A 19,725-nucleotide genomic window follows, 5' to 3' on the forward strand; every position below is an offset into this window, starting at 1 on the left:
TTTTTATCATATCTGCAACCCAAATGTACCAGATTACTACGCTAGTTTATATGTAGGAAATCGGTCAAAGAATTCCCTTGAATATGGAAAACGTATAGGATACATCTTGACCAAGTTCTTCAACTTCTTACAGAAAAGAGATGTTGAATATTGGAACGCCACAGATGAAGATGTCAAAGCATATATACTATACATCATCAACTTTGACCCTAAAACTGGCGAAATCTCCGGTGAACCGAGCATGGGCTATGAAAGTATTATAAGACATAAACAGACAATTGTTAGGTTTTATAAGTTCCTATGGCAATTTGCTGATCATAGTGTCCTTCAGATCAACAGATGGAAAGAAGGAAAACTGCTAGAGTATAAGACGACTCTGACATTGAGGTGGAATACAGTGGAATCAATAGCAGATGCAACCATTGATTTGTTTCTAACCAAGTTCAAAACAACTGACAAAGAATACATCATGGAGTATACGGATGAGGAAGTTCAGGCAATTTATTCTAACTTTTCCAATTATCGAAATCGTTCAATCTTCTTGCTTACTTTACACGGCATGAGAATTGATGAAGTTCTCTCCGTCAAAATAAAAGACTATAACCCTATAGAGTCAACAGTAAAACCAAGCAGGTCAAAGGGGACTGGACGTGGTAGAAAGAGAACGATAGTTATTGGTGACCATACTGCATCAGTAATTGAAAATTACATCCGACATGAGAGAAATCCTGCTGAATTGAAAGCGAAAATACACAATGATGCCTTATTTATCAATACTCGTCAAGTCGAAGATAAGGTGACATTTACAGAGTATACAGCTGAGGCATTTAGAAGTGCATTGAAAACATCTGCAAAAAAAGCAGGTATAGTAGGTAATGTAAGAACACATTCAGGTCGTTCAGACAAAGCAACAAAACTTGTTAAGGCTATGGTCAATGGAGAATTGAATCTAACGGATGAAACTATTAGACATATAATGGGATGGAAAACAATTGATTCTATTAAACCATATGTAGACCATGCCAGTGCGGAGATCGCACAAAAGTTTGCAAAGGAACATGCAGATGATCTGAACAAGCGTCTTCTTGAACTACAAGGAAAGCTTGATGGTTAAGTATCTTTATCATCGGAAGAAGGGTAACTATGTGGTAATCGAAGGTGAGCGCTTTCGCAGCATCAAAGTCAGAATGGAATATCTTAAAGCGGTTTCACTCCATTCGTATGATTGGAAATCATTTTTAGATGGCTTGAGGGAGAAGCAACTCACTTTACTGGAGATTGCAGAGCGTGTGTTTGGAGAAAGGCGCAGTAATGCGTTGGAAAAAGCGATCTGGACTATGTTTGAAATGGCATTGGAAAAGGATATGAAGTTGGTCGGGACGTACATTGAATCGCACATCCGTAGATGCTTCAGTGAATATTGGATTCATCGGTATGCCTATTTCGAATACCATGGATTTAATATGAAAAAGGGTGGGTTTCTAAGGAATAAATTTGACAAAGGTCTTGATATGTTTGAACCGGATATGCGTGCGCAGATTAAGCATGCGTTATATTTGGGGAAAAATGACCATACACTTCCATTGAGAGTCTATCCTAAAGATAGGTATCATGCACAGATCAATTACATGAACGAGAGATGGAAGAAAATAACGCTTGACTTCCATCGTTCCTTTCATCTGCATAAGGATATATCGTTGTCCTTGAAGATGATCCATAACATTGAAAGGACGTTGAAAAAAAAGGGATCACTCAAAACTATTGCCAAGCATTTTATGGTCGGCGACTCAACTCCGATTATGTATGCGCTTGTCTCTCACTTCGATATATTCGTTGATTCTCTCAAAAGAATACTACGTTCCCAGATGCTTTCAAATGAAGAGATATCGCTTTCTAAGGCTTTGCAGATACATATTGCGCAAGAAACAAACCTATTGCACAAGCTCAAAAAACATGACAGGATCACCTATGACAAATTGATTGCTTTGCCCGCAAAATACACTGCTTTGCAGGTAAAACTACATAATGTTCTAAATAAAATTCAGGCTTCAAAAATGGCGGCAACGTTCTATTTCGGATATGTTAAAAATGGCAAGTGGCAGAGCTTTGTTATTGAATTGGACAGCCTTGTCAAAGATTCTGTCGGCAATGACTTGAAGGCTTACGCATTGCACCGTGCAAAGCAGAACAAAGGTGGCTCCCCTGTTCAGAAAGCTGTAGAGTTTTTCAAGTATGTCAAGTCAACTTCAAAGCACTTTAATGTATCAGCGACAGGCATTACAGAAAGCGATGCCTCTAAATGGTTAAACATGTTCAAGAAGCCACAAACAGTCCGTTCGGCAAAGGGTCAACTCTCCTCGTTCTATAAATATCTTGCAAACAAGAAAACGTTTGAAGGCAAGGGCGATGCAGAGGCATTGACAAGGATTCAAAAGATAATCGCTAAGGACTTCTCCGTAAAAGGCAATGAGGCTGAGAACCCAACACTACCGCTTCCAGAAGAAGTCTATTTGTCTATCCGTTCGCACATCAACGAAGTTGAACCTGAAATCAAGCATGCATTCTTAATCATCTCCGCAACGGGTTGCAGGCCTTCGGAATTAGCATATCTAGAGGCTAATTCACTCTATTATGACAAAAAAATAGGATGTACCGTACTTAGGATATATCTCAAGAAGCAGGAAAAAGCATATTCTAAAAAGGGAAAAAACGCTGTGAGGAAGGTACCGATTTATGACGATGATGTGATTCAGGCCTTTCATGATCAAGTCTCATTGAGCCAAGAAACAAGAAGTGCATCGGGAAGTAGTGCAATCTTTATCAGAAGAAACCGGAATTATGCCCATCAGATCAAGTATCATGTACCAGCAACCAAAGAGTTGTTAAAAGAGATCAATGCCCTTGTTGAAAAATATCAGATCAAGGCCGAGCTTGATAACGACTTCTGGAACTACACTCCCTATCAGATGCGATCAATGTTGGCAACAGCAATGGTTGAAAAAGGACATGCCCCTGAAGAGATCAAGTCATTCTTTGGATGGATGACCATACACACGCCTGAAAAGGCGTATGCCTACGTCAGGGAGAAGAAAATAGAAGAACTCAATTCTGATCTGTTCAAAAAGCATTTCAAGGTTTCATTGGATGAAGAAAAGCTGCGAACTTATACCAGAGCCGAAAAGGAGCAGCTGTTTGTGGAACTATATGTCCACAAGCGAAAAATGGAGTATGGTGAATGTGTGCGTCATCCCATCATGGGTGAGTGCGGAAAACTTCAGGCTGTTGAAAGTTGTGCAAGCTGTGCCAGAATGATCACGGATGTGCCATACCTGAATACATGGATCAAATTTCGCGATAACCAAAAAGAGATACTCAACACAATGACTGCTTACTTAGATGCAGAAGGTGTATCTAAGGAGGAGTATTCATCGTGGGTGGAATATGTCATACAGAAACACCGGCTAGATTCATACCAAAGTCTTGTTGATGAACTGACAGCCGAAAAGGAGCGAAGATGTCAGCATTAGTATCAACTGCATTTGTTTGGAAGGTTACGTTTCAAAAACTTCTGCATGAACAATCCCACAATGAAAAAAAAGCGGAACAAAAATTAATATCTACACTAAAAAAGTTCTCATCCTCAAAGTTTGATAACGATTCATGGGTACTTGATAAACGCTCTAACAAATCCCATCCAGACACCATAGCTTTTAAACAGTTTGAAAAGATGGGAAGCAAAGGAAAACACCTAGTCAAACTCTTTGCAATAGTTGGATTAAATCGTGGAAGTGGAAAAGATTTACCAAAAAATCTTTCGAACTATTTCAAATTCTTAGATGAAAACAAACTCAACCTACACCAAATAGACAAATCATTATTTGCTAAATATACCTATTGGCTTGACCAACAACTTAACAACCAAAACGAGCTTATATCAGATATATATAAGCATCAGCTACTTGCTAGTGCTTTGCAGTTTCATACACTTATGAACGGGCACTCTTTCATGGGATATGTAGATGGTGTAGAGGCTATAGAAAACCCTTATGATCGTCGTACGAAGAATAGTAAATACAAAGTAATAGACGATGATGTGCTTGATAAACTGGATAAGCATTTCGATACTAAAGAAGCTCCTTTACACATCAGAGTGGCTTACTGGATCATGAGAATGTTTGCCACTAGACCAGAGGACACATTAAACTATCCTCTTGATTGCGTAAAAAGGCTGACTGAAGATATGGTCACAATCAAGCATGCTATTGTCAAGAACTCTGCTTGCAAAGGTGAAATCGAATACAAAATTGGATTTCTAAATCTTCATGAACCTATGCAAAAGATGTTGTTTGAATTGATAGGGAAGCAACAAGATGCAAGCAAAGAACTGCAATGGTTTACAAGTAAAAAAAGATTTCTATTCACTTATAATTCTTTTGATGCCACTAATAAAATATGTGTTCTTTCAAGACAAGTCTTATCTAGGTATTTCAGCAAAATTCAAAAACATATGAATATTCCAGATTTAAAAAAGGCTATACCAAGAGATTTAAAAAAAACAGGCATCACAATGCGCATGGAATCAGGGTGGACATCTCATCAACTGAAACAATTCGCCAATCATCGTACATACAGTTCATTAGATGACTACTCTGCTCCATCAGAAAATTTTATGGTTACGGAACAAAAAAAATTACTGGAGGCAAGTGGGGATATCAATGGTCACTTTGTATTCAATGGGAAGATCGTTAATGGTATTGGCGACAAGTACGAAGCAAACCTACTTGCAAACCCTAGAGCTCATAAAATTTCCAATCTTGGATACTGCCCCGATGTAACAAGCTGTGGGAACCACCTAGAATGCTTAGACTGTCCAGACTTGATACCTGATGCAGATCTTGAAAGTTATTACCTTGATCAAGTAGACAGATACTTGAAAATAGCTGAAAAGCAGTACGAAATGAAAGATGATACAAATGCTAGAGACTCCCATCACAGAGCAGCTCTCTTTGCTTCGCTATATAACAAAATTCAAGCCGGAAAGGAGTCATAATGGGGAAAAGAGGAAATCCTAATCTAAATAAAGACGCACAAGCAAGAAGAGAAAGAACTGAAAGTCTTATCCGACAGGCAGCAAAAGCACTTGATGAAAACTATGAGATCAAAAGTGATGCTAATATGAGTGCTAAAACTAAAGAGCTAGACCCTAAAGGAAAAGGTGTAAGTGTAGCAACATTTAGAAACAAGGAACTTGTACATATCCAGTCACTTATGATTGAATTGCATATCGGTAAATACGAAGCCCTAACAATTGGATGCTCAGACAGTGATACTGAATTAGCTGATCAACTATTACAGGTCAAAAAAGAACTCAACAAGAAAAATAAAGAGGTCAAAAAATTAAAACAGGATAAAAAGAACCAGCGTGTCAAAATAGATAGTTTAAGTGTTGAAAATGAAGAGTTAAGAACAGTGATCTATGAAATGGAAATGAAATCAAAAATGAAGCTGTATTTTAATGGGGTAAATAATAAAATTTAAGAGTAATTTTTGAGAAAAGAATTGCACTATTTGATAGTACAATTCAACTCCCTATTTAGTGTAACTTAATGTAGTATAATTAAGCTTGAGCCACGGCATCTTTAAGAGTTTTACCTATCTTGAATTTAGGTGCAGTATGTGCTGCTTTTGTATATGTTTTATTTGTTCCTGGAACTTTACCAGATTTTTTAGCTACTTCTACAGTTGAGAATGTTCCGAAACCTACCAATGATACAGTTTCTTTTTTAACCAATGCTTCAGTTACTGAGTTAATGAATGCTTTTACTGCTCTCTCTGCTGCCGCTTTGCTTTCAAATTCTCCGTTCTTTTGTACTAATTCTACGAATTCTGCTTTTGTCATTCTTCTTCCTTTTTTTTAAGATGCGGTTATTATAACACAAATCAATCTTAAAAAAAGATAAAAAAATAGAAAAAGACTTATTTTAGGGGGTTTTTTGAGTTTTTTATCATATAAAAATAAAAAAAAATTTAAAATGATATGGAAGATTGTAATTTTCGATGATGAGGTATGGTGCGTCAGAGAGGATTTGAACCTCCACACCCGTAGGGCACTACCCCCTCAAGGTAGCGTGTCTACCGTTCCACCACTGACGCACTGTGGATAATAGTTAAAGTACTATAAAACTTAAAAACTGAGGGTAACAAAAAGTTGTGACGGGATTATATCCCCCACAACCTTTTAGCTTCTTTAAGATTAACCAATGAATGGGTTAGCATAAAGAGCAATAAGCGCAATTACCAATGTATAGATAACCTGTGCTTCGATCATTGCAAGTGCAATGAACATTGTAGTCATTAGTTTACCACCAAGACCCGGGTTTCTAGCTGTACCAGCGATTGTTGCAGCAGCAGTGTGGCCCATACCGATAGCTCCACCAAGCGCAGCAAGACCAAGACCAACACCAGCAGCAACTACTGAATATGCTTTGATCATAGATTCACCATCTGCTTCACCAGCAAATGCAACAGCACCAAGTGCCAAGAAAAGTAAGAAAAACTTTTTCATTTTATATCCTTTAAATTAATAGAGTTTAAGTCTCTTCGACTGTTCTTGAAGTCCGTTCGGATAGCGTAAACAGTATTACCACTGCCAACAACCACATAAATGCGAGCTGTTTCCCTACTTATCACTCCTCTAAACGGCGAAATTATAGCGAAAGTTGATTTAACTTATGCTAAAAATTCCGGTGTGGCCAACTCTACTTTTTTACCTTTTTGTTCCATGACTACAACCGTAATTTCATCACCTTCATGATAGCGTTCATTTAAATTATTCACTCTCTCTTTTGCTACCTTGGAGATATGCAGCAGTGCATCAAAACCATCAGGCATTTCAACAAAAATACCAAAATCAACGATCTTCTTGACTTTCCCCTGATAACTTTTACCTACTTCATACGCCATCTGTTTTTTTACCGGTGCATCTGCGATCTTTTTAATATGCTCTTTGGCTGCTGCTACTTTCTCTTTATCTTCCCCTGAAAGTTTTACGCCACCTACATCTCTGTCCAGATCAATACTTACTTCGAATTTTTCAATAATATCACGGATTGTTGCACCTGCTTTACCTATGATATCACCTATTTTACTTGGATGTACATTGAAGAATTCCGTACTTGGCAAAGCACCACTTTCCACAATATGGGACTCAGCCTCTTCCATAAGCTTTAAAATATGTGCCTTACCTTCAGTTGCCTGTTGCAATGCTTTTTTTAACACATCCAGGTCTATCCCACCAAGCTTAATATCCATTTGTAAAGCGGTGATCCCTTTTTTTGTTCCTGCAATTTTAAAATCCATATCACCGTCGTGATCTTCCAATCCCATAATATCACTAAGCACGACATATTTGTCACCTTCACTTACCATTCCCATAGCAATACCCGCAACAAGATCTACCATATCAACATCTGCTGAACGCAATGCCAGACATCCTCCGCAGATCGTTGCCATGGAAGAAGAACCGTTACTCTCCAATATCTCGGAAACCAAACGTATCGTTCCGTCATAATTTAATGCAATTGCAGGCTCCAATGCCCTTTTGGCAAGATTTCCATGCCCTAATTCTCTACGTCCCGGAGCACCGATAAACTTGGCTTCTCCTACTGAGTAACCGGGAAAATTATAATGCACCATAAAGTTTTCTGATCTGCTTGTTTTATCAGTAATGAGTTCATACATCTGTGCATCTTTTTTATCACCAAGTGTTACTGTGACCAATGCCTGGGTCTGTCCACGGGTAAATAGACAGGAACCGTGTACTGAAGGTAAAAGATTTGTCTCTATACTGATTGGTCTGACCTCATCCAAAGCTCTACCGTCTGCACGGATATTTTTCTCTAGGATCATTGTTCTTACAACTGTTCTTTTATACTGTTCCAATGTCTTTGAAACGATCTCTTTCTCTGCTTCTTTACCTTCAGATTCCAATGCTTCCATGATCTTGGAACGTACTTTCTTCAACTCTGTTGCACGCTCACTTTTTGCCATATGGGCAATTGCATTCTTAACATCATCTGCATAGTTACTTTCCATATATGCATAAAGTACTTCGTCCACTTTTTCTTGAGCGAGTTCCAAAAGAAGAGGTTCTCTTACAAGAGGAGTAAAGGTTTCTGTATATGTTTGTGTTGCTTTATCAATAGCTTTTCCGGCTAAGGCAATGGCAGTGATCAAAGCTTCTTCATCAAGTTCATTGCACTCCTGATGTTCAAGTATCAAAGGAGCCGCTCCCATCATAGGATCAATCATATCTACCTCAACATCATCTATAATCTCTGAAGCCATCGTACGCATCTCGATCATAATAATATCTTTACCTGAACCGACAACCAGAAGATCCAACACACTCTCATCCTGCTGACTTAAAGTAGGATTAATAAGCACCTTGTCTTCTATCTTTCCAACTCTGACTGCAGCGATACTCTGAGTAACAGGAATATCTGAAACATAAAGTGCAGCAGAGGCAGCATGAAGGGCAGCTATCTGCATATCCACTTCACTGTCACTGCTTACAACCATAACAGTAATGGTCAAGGGAAAATGGAAGCCTTTAGGAAATAATGGACGCAATGAACGGTCTATAATACGGGAAGTTAATGTTTCAAAATCTCCAGGCTTCGTTTCTCTCTTAATGAACCCCCCGGGTATTTTGGCTGCGGCATAGGACTTTTCCATATACTGAACAGTCAAAGGAAGGAAATCTTCTTCCACAGGCTTCTCATCTATGGCAACAGCTGCTATAAGTACTGCTTTACCTTGACGATACATTACTGCACCACTTGCCTGTTTTGCTATTTTGTTAAATTCATATTTTTCTTCTAAATTATTTATATGTATTTCTACGCTCTGTTCATTCATACTTTTGTTCTTCCTTTTGCTTGTATTATTTAAGAGACTGTTTTTCTCTCTACGTTCTTATTCTTTATTTCATACTGCTTGATAATTTCACGTATCTCTTCAAACTCCAATGCACTGAAATTTTCATAATAGTATTCTATCGAAATATAATCTTTTATCTTATGAGGACAGAATACACCGTCACAGACTGTAAGCAGATTCTGATACACTGTTCTATCAAGAATAGGCGTTGCAATATAAATATTTTTTGCCTCTTTTTCGATCGCTGATTTAAGTGCAACCATCATAGTAAGCCCGGTTTCAATACATTCATCCACAAGGACAACATATTTTCCTTTAAGTGATACCAGATCTTTTCCCTTTCGATATTGATAGACATAGCCAAGTATTTCTTCATCATATTTACGCTCTGCTTCACTGTAAACGTAGTCTTCATTAATACCAAAAGCATCTATTAAAGCTTTGTGCATCACTACTTCTTCTGTTTCTGAAACCATAGCTATAGGCAATTCAGGGTTGTTGGGAGCCAAAATAGGTTCTGTCAAAAGTATATCCATTTGGGCATATACTTTTTTTGCAATCTGGTCTGCAAAATAAACACCCCCCTCACTTACAGCTATAATAACTGTCTCATTATCCTGTAATAATCCAAGGGGCAATGTCTCTATCAGTTTTTTTGCTGCATCTTCATTATTTTTAAAATAATAATTATGGTTTAAATCGCTGGGCATGATCCGCTCCTGGAAATTGTTTAGAGATCTCTTCTTCATCAAAAGTATAACGAAACTCTTCTATATACTTCATCAAATATTGATATGCATGGTTTATCTCTTCCATCTGGAAAGCACTTCCCCCCAGATCAGGATGATATTTTTTAGCCAGAAAATGATACTGTTTTTTAATATCATCTTTCGTAATAAGTTTAGGTAGACCTAAAATATCCAATGCATACTCTATCTCTTTTATAGGATTTTGCATTATTTTGTATTTCCTGTTCCTACACCGCCGAAAGGAATAAAGTTCAACTGTATATAAAAACTGTTTACTTTGGTTGCTCCTATGGGTCTTGGTGTGATATCTTGACGAACTGCAACATCCATACTCCAGCAGTCCTGTTGATATTTTCCTCCGATCCTCCACTGAGTACTCGCTGCTTTTTCAAGACTATATGTAACACCGCCTTTAATTGTTACTCTTTGATTCAATGTATATCCGAAATTAAAGAGAATATCATTGGCTGGGACAAAACTGCTTGAATCATCAGGAAGTTTTTCTTTATAGGTATGTCCTAAAGTAAAAAAATAATCTGACTTATATAAAGAGACAAGACTTGAAGACTCTCTTAATTTACCAAATTCATAAGAATATAACAGGTTATTGTAAAAACGCCAATTTTTCCAATTATATTGCATCTCATTCCCCAAATCTGCCCATTCATACTTCCTCTTTGGATAATAGGTCTGATAGAGTCTCTGAAAAAACTTCAAATTTGTTTTATTATCATAAAAATATTGATTAAATCCTATTCTGTACTGCTCTTCAGGCAACCCTACCGCAAAAAGTTTTTTCTGTTCAGATCCAAGTGAATTGAATGTTACAGGTTGTTCATTTTCATTACCTGGCTTAGTATACTCGATCGAAGGCTGCATAACGTGTGTAAAATGCTTATATTTTTTAGTCAGATCCGTAAATAATTTTACTTTATGAATGTTACTGTAATATCGGAATACACTGTGTGCATAACTGCCGTTACCAAAAAAGAATTTGCTGTAGTAGAGTTCTTCTCCCAGTGAAATATTTAAAAAATCATCAAAAAATGAAGTAGTGAATTCCAATGGCACTTTTAACTCTGCCTGTCTAAGTGTTGTGCCCTTCTCTCTATAGAAATGATTTAGATGGAGATCCGCACTGTATGTAAGATTATCCCATAAAAAATGATCTAAATATTTATGAAGTTGTATGGATGGGAGTATCTGAAGGGTATCATCATTATGCTCTTTTCGTGTATCAATAAAATATTTTGCATTGACTCCCATATAATAGTCATTATCATATAAAAAATAGTTCAATTTAGATTCTTGGAGTGGAGTGAGTCCAAAATGTTGCAAACGTGTTTTTTGTAAATTAAGGTAATCAATATCCGTTAAAAACGTAGTATTGATATAAAGACCATCTGTAAATGCCCTTGGCAGGAACGCTTTAAAAACAGTAGAAGAGTCATACAAAAACTCCAATCCATAGTGATTTAGATCCTTTGTATTTTTTCTCTTTTGATAGGATGTACTGTCTCGAAAATATCCTACCCTCAATTTCCCGGCAGAGTGGCTACTGTCTACAAATCGGAAAGTGCTATAAATACCCATACTTCGGTTGGTTCTGATCTGCGGATTGAATTCCATATCCATACTGTCAGAGATAGCCCAGAAAACAGGTTGTTCATACACAAATCCTTCTTCTCCAGTATAACCAAATAAAGGGAACAAAAGACCGGAACTTCTTTGATTATTTATGGAAAAAGCCAAATAGGGGAAGTAGAAGATCGGTATATCCCAGAAATAGACCTTTGCATCATAGATTTTCATATACTTTTCATCACTGTCATAAAAGGAATGGGAAAAAACCATTTTCCATAAAGGATCATTAATATCACACGATGAAAGTACCGACTCTCCCAAGGTATAGTTGTTATCATTACGGTGTGCTTTATCGGAAAAAAGCCATATATCATTTTGACTTACAAAGAAGAGTTCTTCAAAACTTACCTCTTTGCTGTCAGTATGTATCTCCATATGATTCGTATGCTCTTTGGTACCTCTGTACCCTATCATCTCTACCTTACCGTCAAGTATAAGGATCTTTGTCTCTTTATTGTAGGATGCGGACTCTGCTTTGATCACAGAATCCTGATAGTATACTACAACACCATCCGTAGCATGTACGGTTGTTTTTGTACTCTCTAAATGTTTTGCAGTAACTTCTATCTTATTTTTCTCTTGTGCAGCATGGAGCACTTCTATGCTTAACAATATCCCTAAGAAAAATAAAAATTTATGCATAAACAGTGTTCACAGTGCTTAAAGTGCCTGATAGGCAATATCAGTACGACACTGCTTCCCTGCAAAATGCACTTGTCCTACCAGCATATAGGCACGTTTTTGTGCTTCTTTAATACTCTCTCCAAGTCCGACACATACAAGTACTCTTCCACCGATTGCATAGAGTTTACCATCTTCTCCGCGACTTACTCCCGCATAAGAAATATGGGCATTTCCTTCTAACTCATCATGATGGATATCATCAACAATGATCTCAGCTGCGGGTGTACTTTTGTAAGGATAATCCTTGCTTGCCATCACTACACCTACTGCATATTTGTCGTGAAACTCTATTTTTGCACTTTTAAGATCACCTGTGGCAGCTTTATAGAAAAGTTCACTTGCAGGTGATTTAAGAAGAGGCATCAACTCCTCACACTCAGGATCGCCAAAACGCACATTATATTCAAGAATAATAGGCTCCCCTTTGACCACCATCACCCCAATAAAAAGGACACCTGTGAATGGCATACCTTCAGATTCCATACCTTTTAATGTCGGTTCTATCACTCTTTCATTAAGTTTACGATAGATATCATCATTAACAAGCGGTGTGGGCGCATAGGCTCCCATACCACCCGTATTTGGTCCTTCATCATTATTGAGCAGCCTTTTATGATCCTGTGCAGCAGGGAGCACCACATAATTTTTTCCGTCACAGATCGCAAAGACAGAAAGTTCATATCCGTCAAGAAACTCTTCTACAACGATAGAAGTTCCGGCCTCACCAAAAGAGTTTCCAGAAAGCATCTCTCCTGCAGCTTTTTTTGCTTCGTCATGACTTTGTGCAATGATCACACCTTTACCTCCGCAAAGTCCATCCGCTTTTACAACGATCGGTGCTTCCAAAGTATTGATGAAGGAATAGGCATCCTCAAGAGAGTCTGTTTCAATATATTTGGCTGTAGGAACATTATGGCGTGCAAGGAAATTTTTCATGAAAATTTTAGAACCTTCAAGCTGTGCCGCTTTTGAAGTAGGTCCAAAAATAGTTAAACCTCTCTCTTTAAAGACATCTACAATACCTTCAACAAGCGGTGCTTCCGGTCCAACTATCGTTAATTCGATCTGATTGGCTTCCACAAAATCAGCCAAGTCATTAAAATTACTGATAGCCAGATTTTCACCTAATACATCTGTTGCTCCGTTCCCCGGTGCAAAATAGATCTTCTGAACATTATCATCTTTCTTTAATGCCAAACCAATAGAGTATTCTCTACCACCACTACCTATGATCAATACATTCATATTATTATCTCCGTGAAAGAATTATTATATACCTGTTTAAGGGATTTTAGTAGTGGTAATAGTTGTGCGTAGAGAGTTTTGTAAAATGCTTGAAGGCGAACTTCAAATTCGTCAATGGCATTTTGCAAAGCTCTATGCGTGCAAAAATTGCCGCTAATAAACCCCCGAGTGGCCGTCCTGTTTAAAGCCGGCCCTAAAAAGCCAACAGTGCAGGAGAGAGTCTCTCTTTAGGGGATGATTTCTCGTATAAAACTACACTCAAACGAAAACTTCCACACACCAAGAGACTACATGTCCCACTAAGATTAATGTTGGACCCCATATACAGTCATCGAACCACTTAGGTTAAATTTATTATAACCTATTTGGAGTTAGAAGTCAGTAAAAGAGTGCTTAAAATGAAGAATTTGCTATCTCTTTAGCTTTTAGAATACAGGCGGATATAAGAGGCTCATCTGCCACAACATACTTTGCATGCATAGGTAAATGTACTTTTGTTGCATTTCCGATAACCACTGCCGTATAACTCTCATCCCATTTAAAATTCTTTAAAAAACAGTGGATCGTCGATGGAGAAGTAAAAATAATGATCGCTCCTGCTACAGGCTTTTCCTTGGAAGTATATAGAATACAGGAAGTCTCATAAATTATCTGCTCCCCAAGATCAATACCCTCTTTATTCAAAAAAGTTTTAGAATCAAAGGAAACCTCTTTTGGTCTTAGATAGAGCAGTTTCCTCTCTCGAAAAAAAGAGGCGATATCTCTGCTCAACTGCTCACCGTAAAATGAGCTTGGTTGATATATTACTTCACCTCCAAGATCCTCTATCTGTTTTTTGGTTGCACTACCAATGGCAATACAAGGATAGTTTTTCCATGAAACATCTATTTTATCAGCACAGACGACTGCCTGTTTAGAAGTAAATATTAAGGTGTCATACTGTGCAAAATCAATCTGATCTGCCGTAACAGTGAAATCGATCATCGGTAATGCGATCGTATCCTCTTTGGGTGTAGGAGAGAGTAGGTAAATAGCACTTTGTTTTTGCATCAGTGACTTACTTTTTCCAATTCTACCAAAGGTTTGCCGTGAAGCATCGCATCATTGACTTCTTCATCATCATACGGATCGAAATGCGGTGTGATGATCCATTTTTTATTGGGTTCGAGCAACATGATCTTGTCTTCTACCTCATCTGCAATACGATGTGCTTCAAGTAAAAGCATATTGGGCCGCAGAACCATATGAAACTCTACAAAGTTCGCATTCCCGTCCGTACGGGTTTTAAGCCAGTGATAACTTGTCACTTCAGGATGTCCTGAAATGATCTCTCCTATCTTCGCAACCGTCTCTCCATCCAGTGCGCGATCAAGCAGTATCTCTATACCGTCTACAATGATCTCATAGGCTGAATAGATGATATATATCCCTATACCCAAACCAAAAATAGCATCAATACTGTCTAACCCGGTAAGTGAAACCAGCCCTAATGCCACCAATACTGCTGCATTACTCCACAGATCGGTCTTATAGTGCAAAGCATCTGCTTTGATCACAATACTGTCTGTCTCTTTTGCTGTTTTTAACAAATACTGTACTAAAAAATAGGTTACGATAATAGAAAACAACATGGCAAAGATCGAAGGTGTCAGTAATGTAGTGATCGTTCCCTCATTCAACTTTTTAAATGCCACATACATAATATAAATACCCGAAATAGTAATAACCGTTCCCTCTATCACAGCGGCGATAGCCTGTATTTTCCCTTTTCCGTACTGATACATATCATCAGGTTCTTCTTCGGATTTTTTAATAGCAAAGAAATTAAAAAGTGATACTGCCATGTCCAGAAGAGAATCTATGGCAGAAGCAAGTACCGCTACCGAACCACTGGCGACACCAATGATCAATTTGACAAAGACCAATACTGTTGCAACTGAACTTGACACCATAGTTGCACGTTTTTGCGGAGAGTTTTCAGATTTCAATTCTGCTCCTTGACATTAAGTTAAATTAGAAGAATCATCTTAACACAAATAGAGTATATCTTTGTTAAAAAAAGTACTTTATATGAGATTTTAGGTAACCTCTGTTATAGAATACTTATGTTATAGTATTCAACAAATTGCAATCATATCTAATTAGATAATACAAAAATAAACTTACTGGTATATTCACATAATGAATCACATTGAAACAGAAATAGAGATAGAGGATAATGACTTGAGCCAAGCAATTGACAATACAGAGATATCATTTAAAGAACGACTTACCTACGATAAATTGAGTTTTTACTATATTTCACTGCCCATCATGCTTCTTGGTAACCTGATGGGTGCACTTCTCTTAAGTGCTATTCAATTAAATGTTGTTGATCTCTATTCAATCGGTATCTGGCTGAGCATCAGTATTATTATGTTTTTCTATAGTTTATACCAATACTCTTTATTTAAAAATGAGACTGAGGAGAACAAACTAAAGAACTCTGATATATGGTTCGATAAATATTATACAAATATACTCATCAACGGTATTGTATGGGGGAGCAGTGCATTTTTACTCTTCCCCGAATCAAATCTCCTCAATCAAATGATCGTTATCTTCTTCCTTTTTGCCATTGGTTTCTCGGCTATGGGGATCCTTGCTTCGAAACGTGATCTGCTGCTTACCTACATTTTGGTAACGTATGCCCCAATAATTCTGCGTCTGTTTTTTATGGAAGATGCACTTTATAAGACCATAGCCTATGCCATACTTGCATTGATACTTATTATGTTACTTGTTGCAAACTATTATGGAAAAGTGATCAATAATGCACTGAACAGCCGACAGCATTTTATCACTATTAAACATACACATGAAAAACTCAAAGAGCGTTTCTTCTCTCTGTTCGAACGTGCACCTGTAGGAATATATTATTATAATGAAGCATTGGAGCTTGAAGATATCAATACGCATTTCATGCAAATGAATAAAGTAGAAAAGAAAGAATCTCTTATTGGCTTGGATCTGCATGCTTTAAGCAATAAACAGATCGTACATGCGCATGAAGATGTATTTAAAGGGAAGACAGGGAATTACCGTGGTCCCTTTGAGGCACTACATAATCAAAATCTTTATGTAAAACTTTCAACAGTTCCTATGATCAATGCTGACGGTAAAGTTGCAGGAGGTATCACTATCATCAATGACATTACCAATGAAGTAACAGCAAAAGAGAAAATGATACGCAATGCCTATTATGACCTGCTTACCAACATACCTAACCGTACCCTTCTTATGGATAAACTTAAAAGTTTTATTACAAACAAAAGAGACCATGAAGAGTATGCAGCATTGCTCTTTTTGGATATTGACAACTTTAAGAAAGTCAATGAAACCTTTGGGCATGATGTTGGTGATTCTCTGCTCAAGCAAGTGGTACAACGAATAGAAGATGTAATAGGGAGTCGTGAGACTTTTGCAAGAGTAAGCGGTAATAAATTCGTTATTCTTATCCCCTCTTTGCATATGGATAAAACACTCTCTGAAGAGATGACGGTCAAATATATATCAACGATCAATAAGCATTTCACACAACCGCTTAATGTCGCAGGAGAAGAATACCATTTAAGTTTTACCATCGGTGTAGTACTTTTCAACAACAGTGATGCTTCCGCCTTTGATCTTCTTAAGCGTGCAGAAACAGCCATGTACGAAGCAAAGAGAAATGCCCGAGGAACAAGTGAGTTTTATACAAGCAGTATGAGTGCCGATACAAAAGAACAGCTTATGCTTGAAAATGATATCCACAAAGCCATGAAGAATAATGAATTATCCATCTATTATCAGCCACAGTTAGATGTTCAGGAAAATAAGATCATTGGCGCAGAGGCATTGATACGCTGGAAACACTCCCAAAAAGGTTTTATTCCACCTTCAAAATTCATCCCTGTTGCAGAAGAGAGCGGTATTATCATTAAGCTGGAAGAGTGGATCTTCGATAGAACCCTAAGTGAAATCAAGGCTTTAAGCCAAAGAGAAGAAGGTTTTAATTTAGACCATATTGCTATCAATGTGAGTACTATCCATTTTCTTCAACCACATTTTGTAGAACAACTGATGCTGCTTGTCAATAAGCATAAGGTAAAACCGGAATGGATCGAATTAGAGATCACAGAAAGCGGTATTATGCGTAACATTGATGATGCTATAGCAAAGATAAAAGAGTTAAAGAAGTTCGGGTTCAGTTTTTCCATTGATGATTTCGGTACAGGGTATTCTTCTTTGGCCTATCTTAAGAAACTTCCTGTAGATATGATCAAGATAGATCAATCTTTTATCTTTAATATGAATCAGAACAAAGGTGATGCAATGATCGTTGAATCGGTTGTTGCTATAGGACAGAAGTTTGATCTGAAAATCTTGGCTGAAGGTGTAGAGAATGATGCGACATTAAACTATCTTAAGATCATAAAATGTGATCTTTATCAAGGAAACTTCGGATATAAACCTATGCCACTGGAAGAGTTTATAAAAATTGTGTAAACATTTTTCATGTACCCTTGCGAGGGTACATGAATAATTACAGTGCTTTGGTTGCCAAAGACGCTACCCTTTGTGCAAAAGCTCCTTTGTCTTTGGGTTCTAACCCCTCAGACAATTTTGCAGAATCCAATAATATCCATGATAACGCTTCAAACAGAGATTTGTCCTCAAGTTTATCAAGCTTTTTAATCATTTCGTGATCCGGGTTGATTTCTAAAATAAGAGGAGTCTCAGGCATTTCCTGACCCATTTGGGCAAACATTGCTGCCATACCTGCCATAGGATCAGAAGGATCTTTAAGTACACAAGATGGACTGGATGTTAGTCTTGAAGTGGTTTTTACCTCTTTTACCTCATCACCCAGAACCTCTTTGATTTTGTCTGTCAAAGGCTTGAACTCTTTTGCCACTTCTTCTTTCTCTTCCTCTGTTTTAGAGTCCGGAGCATCGATCGTTGTAATATCTTTAAGTGTCCACTCCTTATATGTGCCTATCATTGGTGTAACAATACTGTCTACTTCCTGATCATCCATAATAAGTACTTCTATATTTGCTTTTTTATAGGCTTCAAGCAGTGGAGAGTTTCTCAAAACTTTTTCATCTTCACCAATAATGTAATAAATTTCTTTTTTCTCTGAATCTCCACGACTGATATATTCTTCAAAACTTACAAGCCCTTCTTCATTGGAAGATTTATATTTCACAAGATCAAGAAGCAGCTCTTTATTCGTATGATCCGTATAGATACCCTCTTTTATAACCCTGTTATATTGCTCTGTAAATATCTGAGCATCTTCACCTTCAAGTTTTTTGATCGCCTGAAGGATCTTTTTAGTCGAATTTTGTTTGATGTTTGCCAAAATCCTGTTTTCCTGGAGCAGTTCTCTGGAAACATTCAGAGGAAGATCTTCAGAGTCAATGATCCCTTTTACAAATCGCAGATAGGGAGGCAGTAACTCTTTATCATCATCTGTAATGAATACACGTTTCACATAAAGTTTCACACCCGGTTGATAGTCTGCTCTATAGAGATCCATCGGGGCTGTTCTAGGAATGTAAAAAAGTGTGGTGAACTCGTTGGCTCCCTCCACTTTATTATGCAGATAGACCAATGGTTCATCACTGTCATGAGAAATCGTTTTGTAGAACTCTACATAATCCTCTTTTTTCAACTCTGATTTTGGCAGCGTCCAAAGTGCAGTAGCTTCATTGATCTGCTCAGACTTTTGTACTTTTTTCTCTTTTTTCTCATCCCCTTCCCCTTCAGACTCTAGCTCTTCGTAGTTAAGTATAATTGGATAAGCAATATGGTTGGAATATTTTTTAACCACTTCCTGAGTTCTCCATTTATCTAAAAACTCTTTCTCGTCCTCTTTGAGCTTGATGTAAATGACTGTACCGTGAGACTCTTTGGTCACAGATTTTAGTTCATACTCTCCTGTACCATCTGTACTGAACATATAAGCCTGCTCTTCACCGGCTTTTTTAGAGATAACATCTACTTGCTCTGCTACCATGAATACAGAGTAGAATCCTACCCCGAATTGACCGATAAGATTGGAATCTTTTTTGGCATCACCCGTAAGTGATTCTACAAAAGACTTTGTCCCTGATTTTGCGATCGTTCCAAGATTATCCATGAGATCAGCTTCATTCATACCGATACCGTTATCCATGATACTCATAGAACGATCATCTTTATCTAATTTGATCGTGATCTTTCCAGACCAGTTCTCTTCTTTGAATTTCTCGTCTGTCAGTGAAAGATAATTAAATTTATCCAAGGCATCACTGGCATTGGAAACCAGTTCACGTATAAATATCTCTTTATTTGAGTAGAGTGAATGTGTCATGAGTTTGAGCAGTTGCCCTATTTCTGTTTGAAATTGATGTTTAGCCATACGGTTTCTCCTGATTTTTATGTTTATTTTGTGGGA

The 19,725-nt window shown here is 37.5% G+C and carries 15 protein-coding genes and 1 tRNA gene; 5 read left to right on the top strand and 11 right to left on the bottom strand.

The window, feature by feature from the left end; genetic code table 11:
* The first annotated feature begins 106 nt into the window (after window positions 1–106).
* The 4 genes from MVE01_RS02410 to MVE01_RS02425 are packed head-to-tail and all read left to right on the top strand — an operon-like array spanning window position 107 to window position 5,538.
* On the top strand, window positions 107–1,114 hold the full coding sequence (locus tag MVE01_RS02410) for a tyrosine-type recombinase/integrase (protein ID WP_472560566.1): 1,008 nt from the start codon (window positions 107–109) through the stop codon (window positions 1,112–1,114).
* Window positions 1,107–3,527: a tyrosine-type recombinase/integrase gene (locus MVE01_RS02415; RefSeq protein WP_472560567.1), complete on the top strand. Its 2,421-nt coding sequence runs from the start codon at window positions 1,107–1,109 to the stop codon at window positions 3,525–3,527. Before MVE01_RS02410 ends, MVE01_RS02415 begins: the two co-directional genes overlap by 8 nt.
* Complete coding sequence (locus tag MVE01_RS02420; RefSeq protein WP_472560568.1) at window positions 3,515–5,050, top strand: hypothetical protein; 1,536 nt, start codon at window positions 3,515–3,517, stop codon at window positions 5,048–5,050. Before MVE01_RS02415 ends, MVE01_RS02420 begins: the two co-directional genes overlap by 13 nt.
* Window positions 5,050–5,538, top strand: coding sequence for a hypothetical protein (locus tag MVE01_RS02425; protein ID WP_472560569.1), 489 nt, complete (start codon window positions 5,050–5,052; stop codon window positions 5,536–5,538). Before MVE01_RS02420 ends, MVE01_RS02425 begins: the two co-directional genes overlap by 1 nt.
* A gap of 79 nt (window positions 5,539–5,617) precedes the next feature.
* Here MVE01_RS02425 and MVE01_RS02430 read toward each other — a convergent pair whose 3' ends face one another.
* The 10 genes from MVE01_RS02430 to MVE01_RS02475 form a co-directional block, all read right to left on the bottom strand.
* Window positions 5,618–5,899, bottom strand: coding sequence for an HU family DNA-binding protein (locus MVE01_RS02430; RefSeq protein ID WP_472560570.1), 282 nt, complete (start codon window positions 5,897–5,899; stop codon window positions 5,618–5,620).
* A 169-nt stretch (window positions 5,900–6,068) separates the two neighbouring features.
* Window positions 6,069–6,153, bottom strand: a tRNA-Leu gene (locus tag MVE01_RS02435).
* A gap of 100 nt (window positions 6,154–6,253) precedes the next feature.
* Window positions 6,254–6,565: a F0F1 ATP synthase subunit C gene (locus MVE01_RS02440; protein ID WP_295420320.1), complete on the bottom strand. Its 312-nt coding sequence runs from the start codon at window positions 6,563–6,565 to the stop codon at window positions 6,254–6,256.
* A 164-nt stretch (window positions 6,566–6,729) separates the two neighbouring features.
* Window positions 6,730–8,919, bottom strand: a complete 2,190-nt coding sequence (locus tag MVE01_RS02445) for a polyribonucleotide nucleotidyltransferase (RefSeq protein ID WP_472560571.1) — start codon at window positions 8,917–8,919, stop codon at window positions 6,730–6,732.
* A 29-nt stretch (window positions 8,920–8,948) separates the two neighbouring features.
* Window positions 8,949–9,650: a phosphoribosyltransferase gene (locus tag MVE01_RS02450; RefSeq protein WP_472560572.1), complete on the bottom strand. Its 702-nt coding sequence runs from the start codon at window positions 9,648–9,650 to the stop codon at window positions 8,949–8,951.
* A complete protein-coding gene (locus MVE01_RS02455) occupies window positions 9,628–9,897 on the bottom strand; it encodes a J domain-containing protein (protein ID WP_472560573.1) in 270 nt (89 codons plus the stop codon). Before MVE01_RS02455 ends, MVE01_RS02450 begins: the two co-directional genes overlap by 23 nt.
* On the bottom strand, window positions 9,897–11,975 hold the full coding sequence (locus MVE01_RS02460) for an LPS-assembly protein LptD (RefSeq protein WP_472560574.1): 2,079 nt from the start codon (window positions 11,973–11,975) through the stop codon (window positions 9,897–9,899). The genes MVE01_RS02455 and MVE01_RS02460 overlap by 1 nt, the downstream gene beginning before the upstream one ends.
* Window positions 11,976–11,993: 18 nt before the next feature.
* Window positions 11,994–13,262: a phosphoribosylamine--glycine ligase gene (gene purD / locus MVE01_RS02465; RefSeq protein ID WP_472560575.1), complete on the bottom strand. Its 1,269-nt coding sequence runs from the start codon at window positions 13,260–13,262 to the stop codon at window positions 11,994–11,996.
* A 393-nt stretch (window positions 13,263–13,655) separates the two neighbouring features.
* The gene (locus tag MVE01_RS02470) at window positions 13,656–14,312 is read right to left on the bottom strand and encodes a uroporphyrinogen-III synthase (RefSeq protein ID WP_472560576.1); all 657 of its coding nucleotides are present in this window, start codon (window positions 14,310–14,312) and stop codon (window positions 13,656–13,658) included.
* Window positions 14,312–15,250, bottom strand: a complete 939-nt coding sequence (locus MVE01_RS02475) for a cation diffusion facilitator family transporter (RefSeq protein WP_472560577.1) — start codon at window positions 15,248–15,250, stop codon at window positions 14,312–14,314. The genes MVE01_RS02470 and MVE01_RS02475 overlap by 1 nt, the downstream gene beginning before the upstream one ends.
* A gap of 193 nt (window positions 15,251–15,443) precedes the next feature.
* Here MVE01_RS02475 and MVE01_RS02480 point away from each other — a divergent pair, with 193 nt between their 5' ends.
* On the top strand, window positions 15,444–17,789 hold the full coding sequence (locus MVE01_RS02480; protein ID WP_472560578.1) for a sensor domain-containing protein: 2,346 nt from the start codon (window positions 15,444–15,446) through the stop codon (window positions 17,787–17,789).
* 37 nt (window positions 17,790–17,826) lie between these two features.
* Here MVE01_RS02480 and htpG read toward each other — a convergent pair whose 3' ends face one another.
* A complete protein-coding gene (gene htpG, locus MVE01_RS02485) occupies window positions 17,827–19,689 on the bottom strand; it encodes a molecular chaperone HtpG (protein WP_472560579.1) in 1,863 nt (620 codons plus the stop codon).
* Window positions 19,690–19,725: the final 36 nt, after the last annotated feature.

It is taken from the genome of Sulfurovum sp., from assembly GCA_026990595.1.
GTDB lineage: Bacteria > Campylobacterota > Campylobacteria > Campylobacterales > Sulfurovaceae > Sulfurovum.

Excerpts from the sequence above, each read along its gene's own strand:
- MVE01_RS02415 (WP_472560567.1), top strand. The coding sequence starts at position 1,107 with ATGGTTAAGTATCTTTATCATCGGAAGAAGGGTAACTATGTGGTAATC.
- MVE01_RS02420 (WP_472560568.1), top strand. The coding sequence starts at position 3,515 with ATGTCAGCATTAGTATCAACTGCATTTGTTTGGAAGGTTACGTTTCAA.
- MVE01_RS02425 (WP_472560569.1), top strand. The coding sequence starts at position 5,050 with ATGGGGAAAAGAGGAAATCCTAATCTAAATAAAGACGCACAAGCAAGA.
- MVE01_RS02430 (WP_472560570.1), bottom strand. The coding sequence starts at position 5,899 with ATGACAAAAGCAGAATTCGTAGAATTAGTACAAAAGAACGGAGAATTT.
- MVE01_RS02440 (WP_295420320.1), bottom strand. The coding sequence starts at position 6,565 with ATGAAAAAGTTTTTCTTACTTTTCTTGGCACTTGGTGCTGTTGCATTT.
- MVE01_RS02445 (WP_472560571.1), bottom strand. The coding sequence starts at position 8,919 with ATGAATGAACAGAGCGTAGAAATACATATAAATAATTTAGAAGAAAAA.
- MVE01_RS02450 (WP_472560572.1), bottom strand. The coding sequence starts at position 9,650 with ATGCCCAGCGATTTAAACCATAATTATTATTTTAAAAATAATGAAGAT.
- MVE01_RS02455 (WP_472560573.1), bottom strand. The coding sequence starts at position 9,897 with ATGCAAAATCCTATAAAAGAGATAGAGTATGCATTGGATATTTTAGGT.
- MVE01_RS02460 (WP_472560574.1), bottom strand. The coding sequence starts at position 11,975 with ATGCATAAATTTTTATTTTTCTTAGGGATATTGTTAAGCATAGAAGTG.
- purD (WP_472560575.1), bottom strand. The coding sequence starts at position 13,262 with ATGAATGTATTGATCATAGGTAGTGGTGGTAGAGAATACTCTATTGGT.
- MVE01_RS02470 (WP_472560576.1), bottom strand. The coding sequence starts at position 14,312 with ATGCAAAAACAAAGTGCTATTTACCTACTCTCTCCTACACCCAAAGAG.
- MVE01_RS02480 (WP_472560578.1), top strand. The coding sequence starts at position 15,444 with ATGAATCACATTGAAACAGAAATAGAGATAGAGGATAATGACTTGAGC.
- htpG (WP_472560579.1), bottom strand. The coding sequence starts at position 19,689 with ATGGCTAAACATCAATTTCAAACAGAAATAGGGCAACTGCTCAAACTC.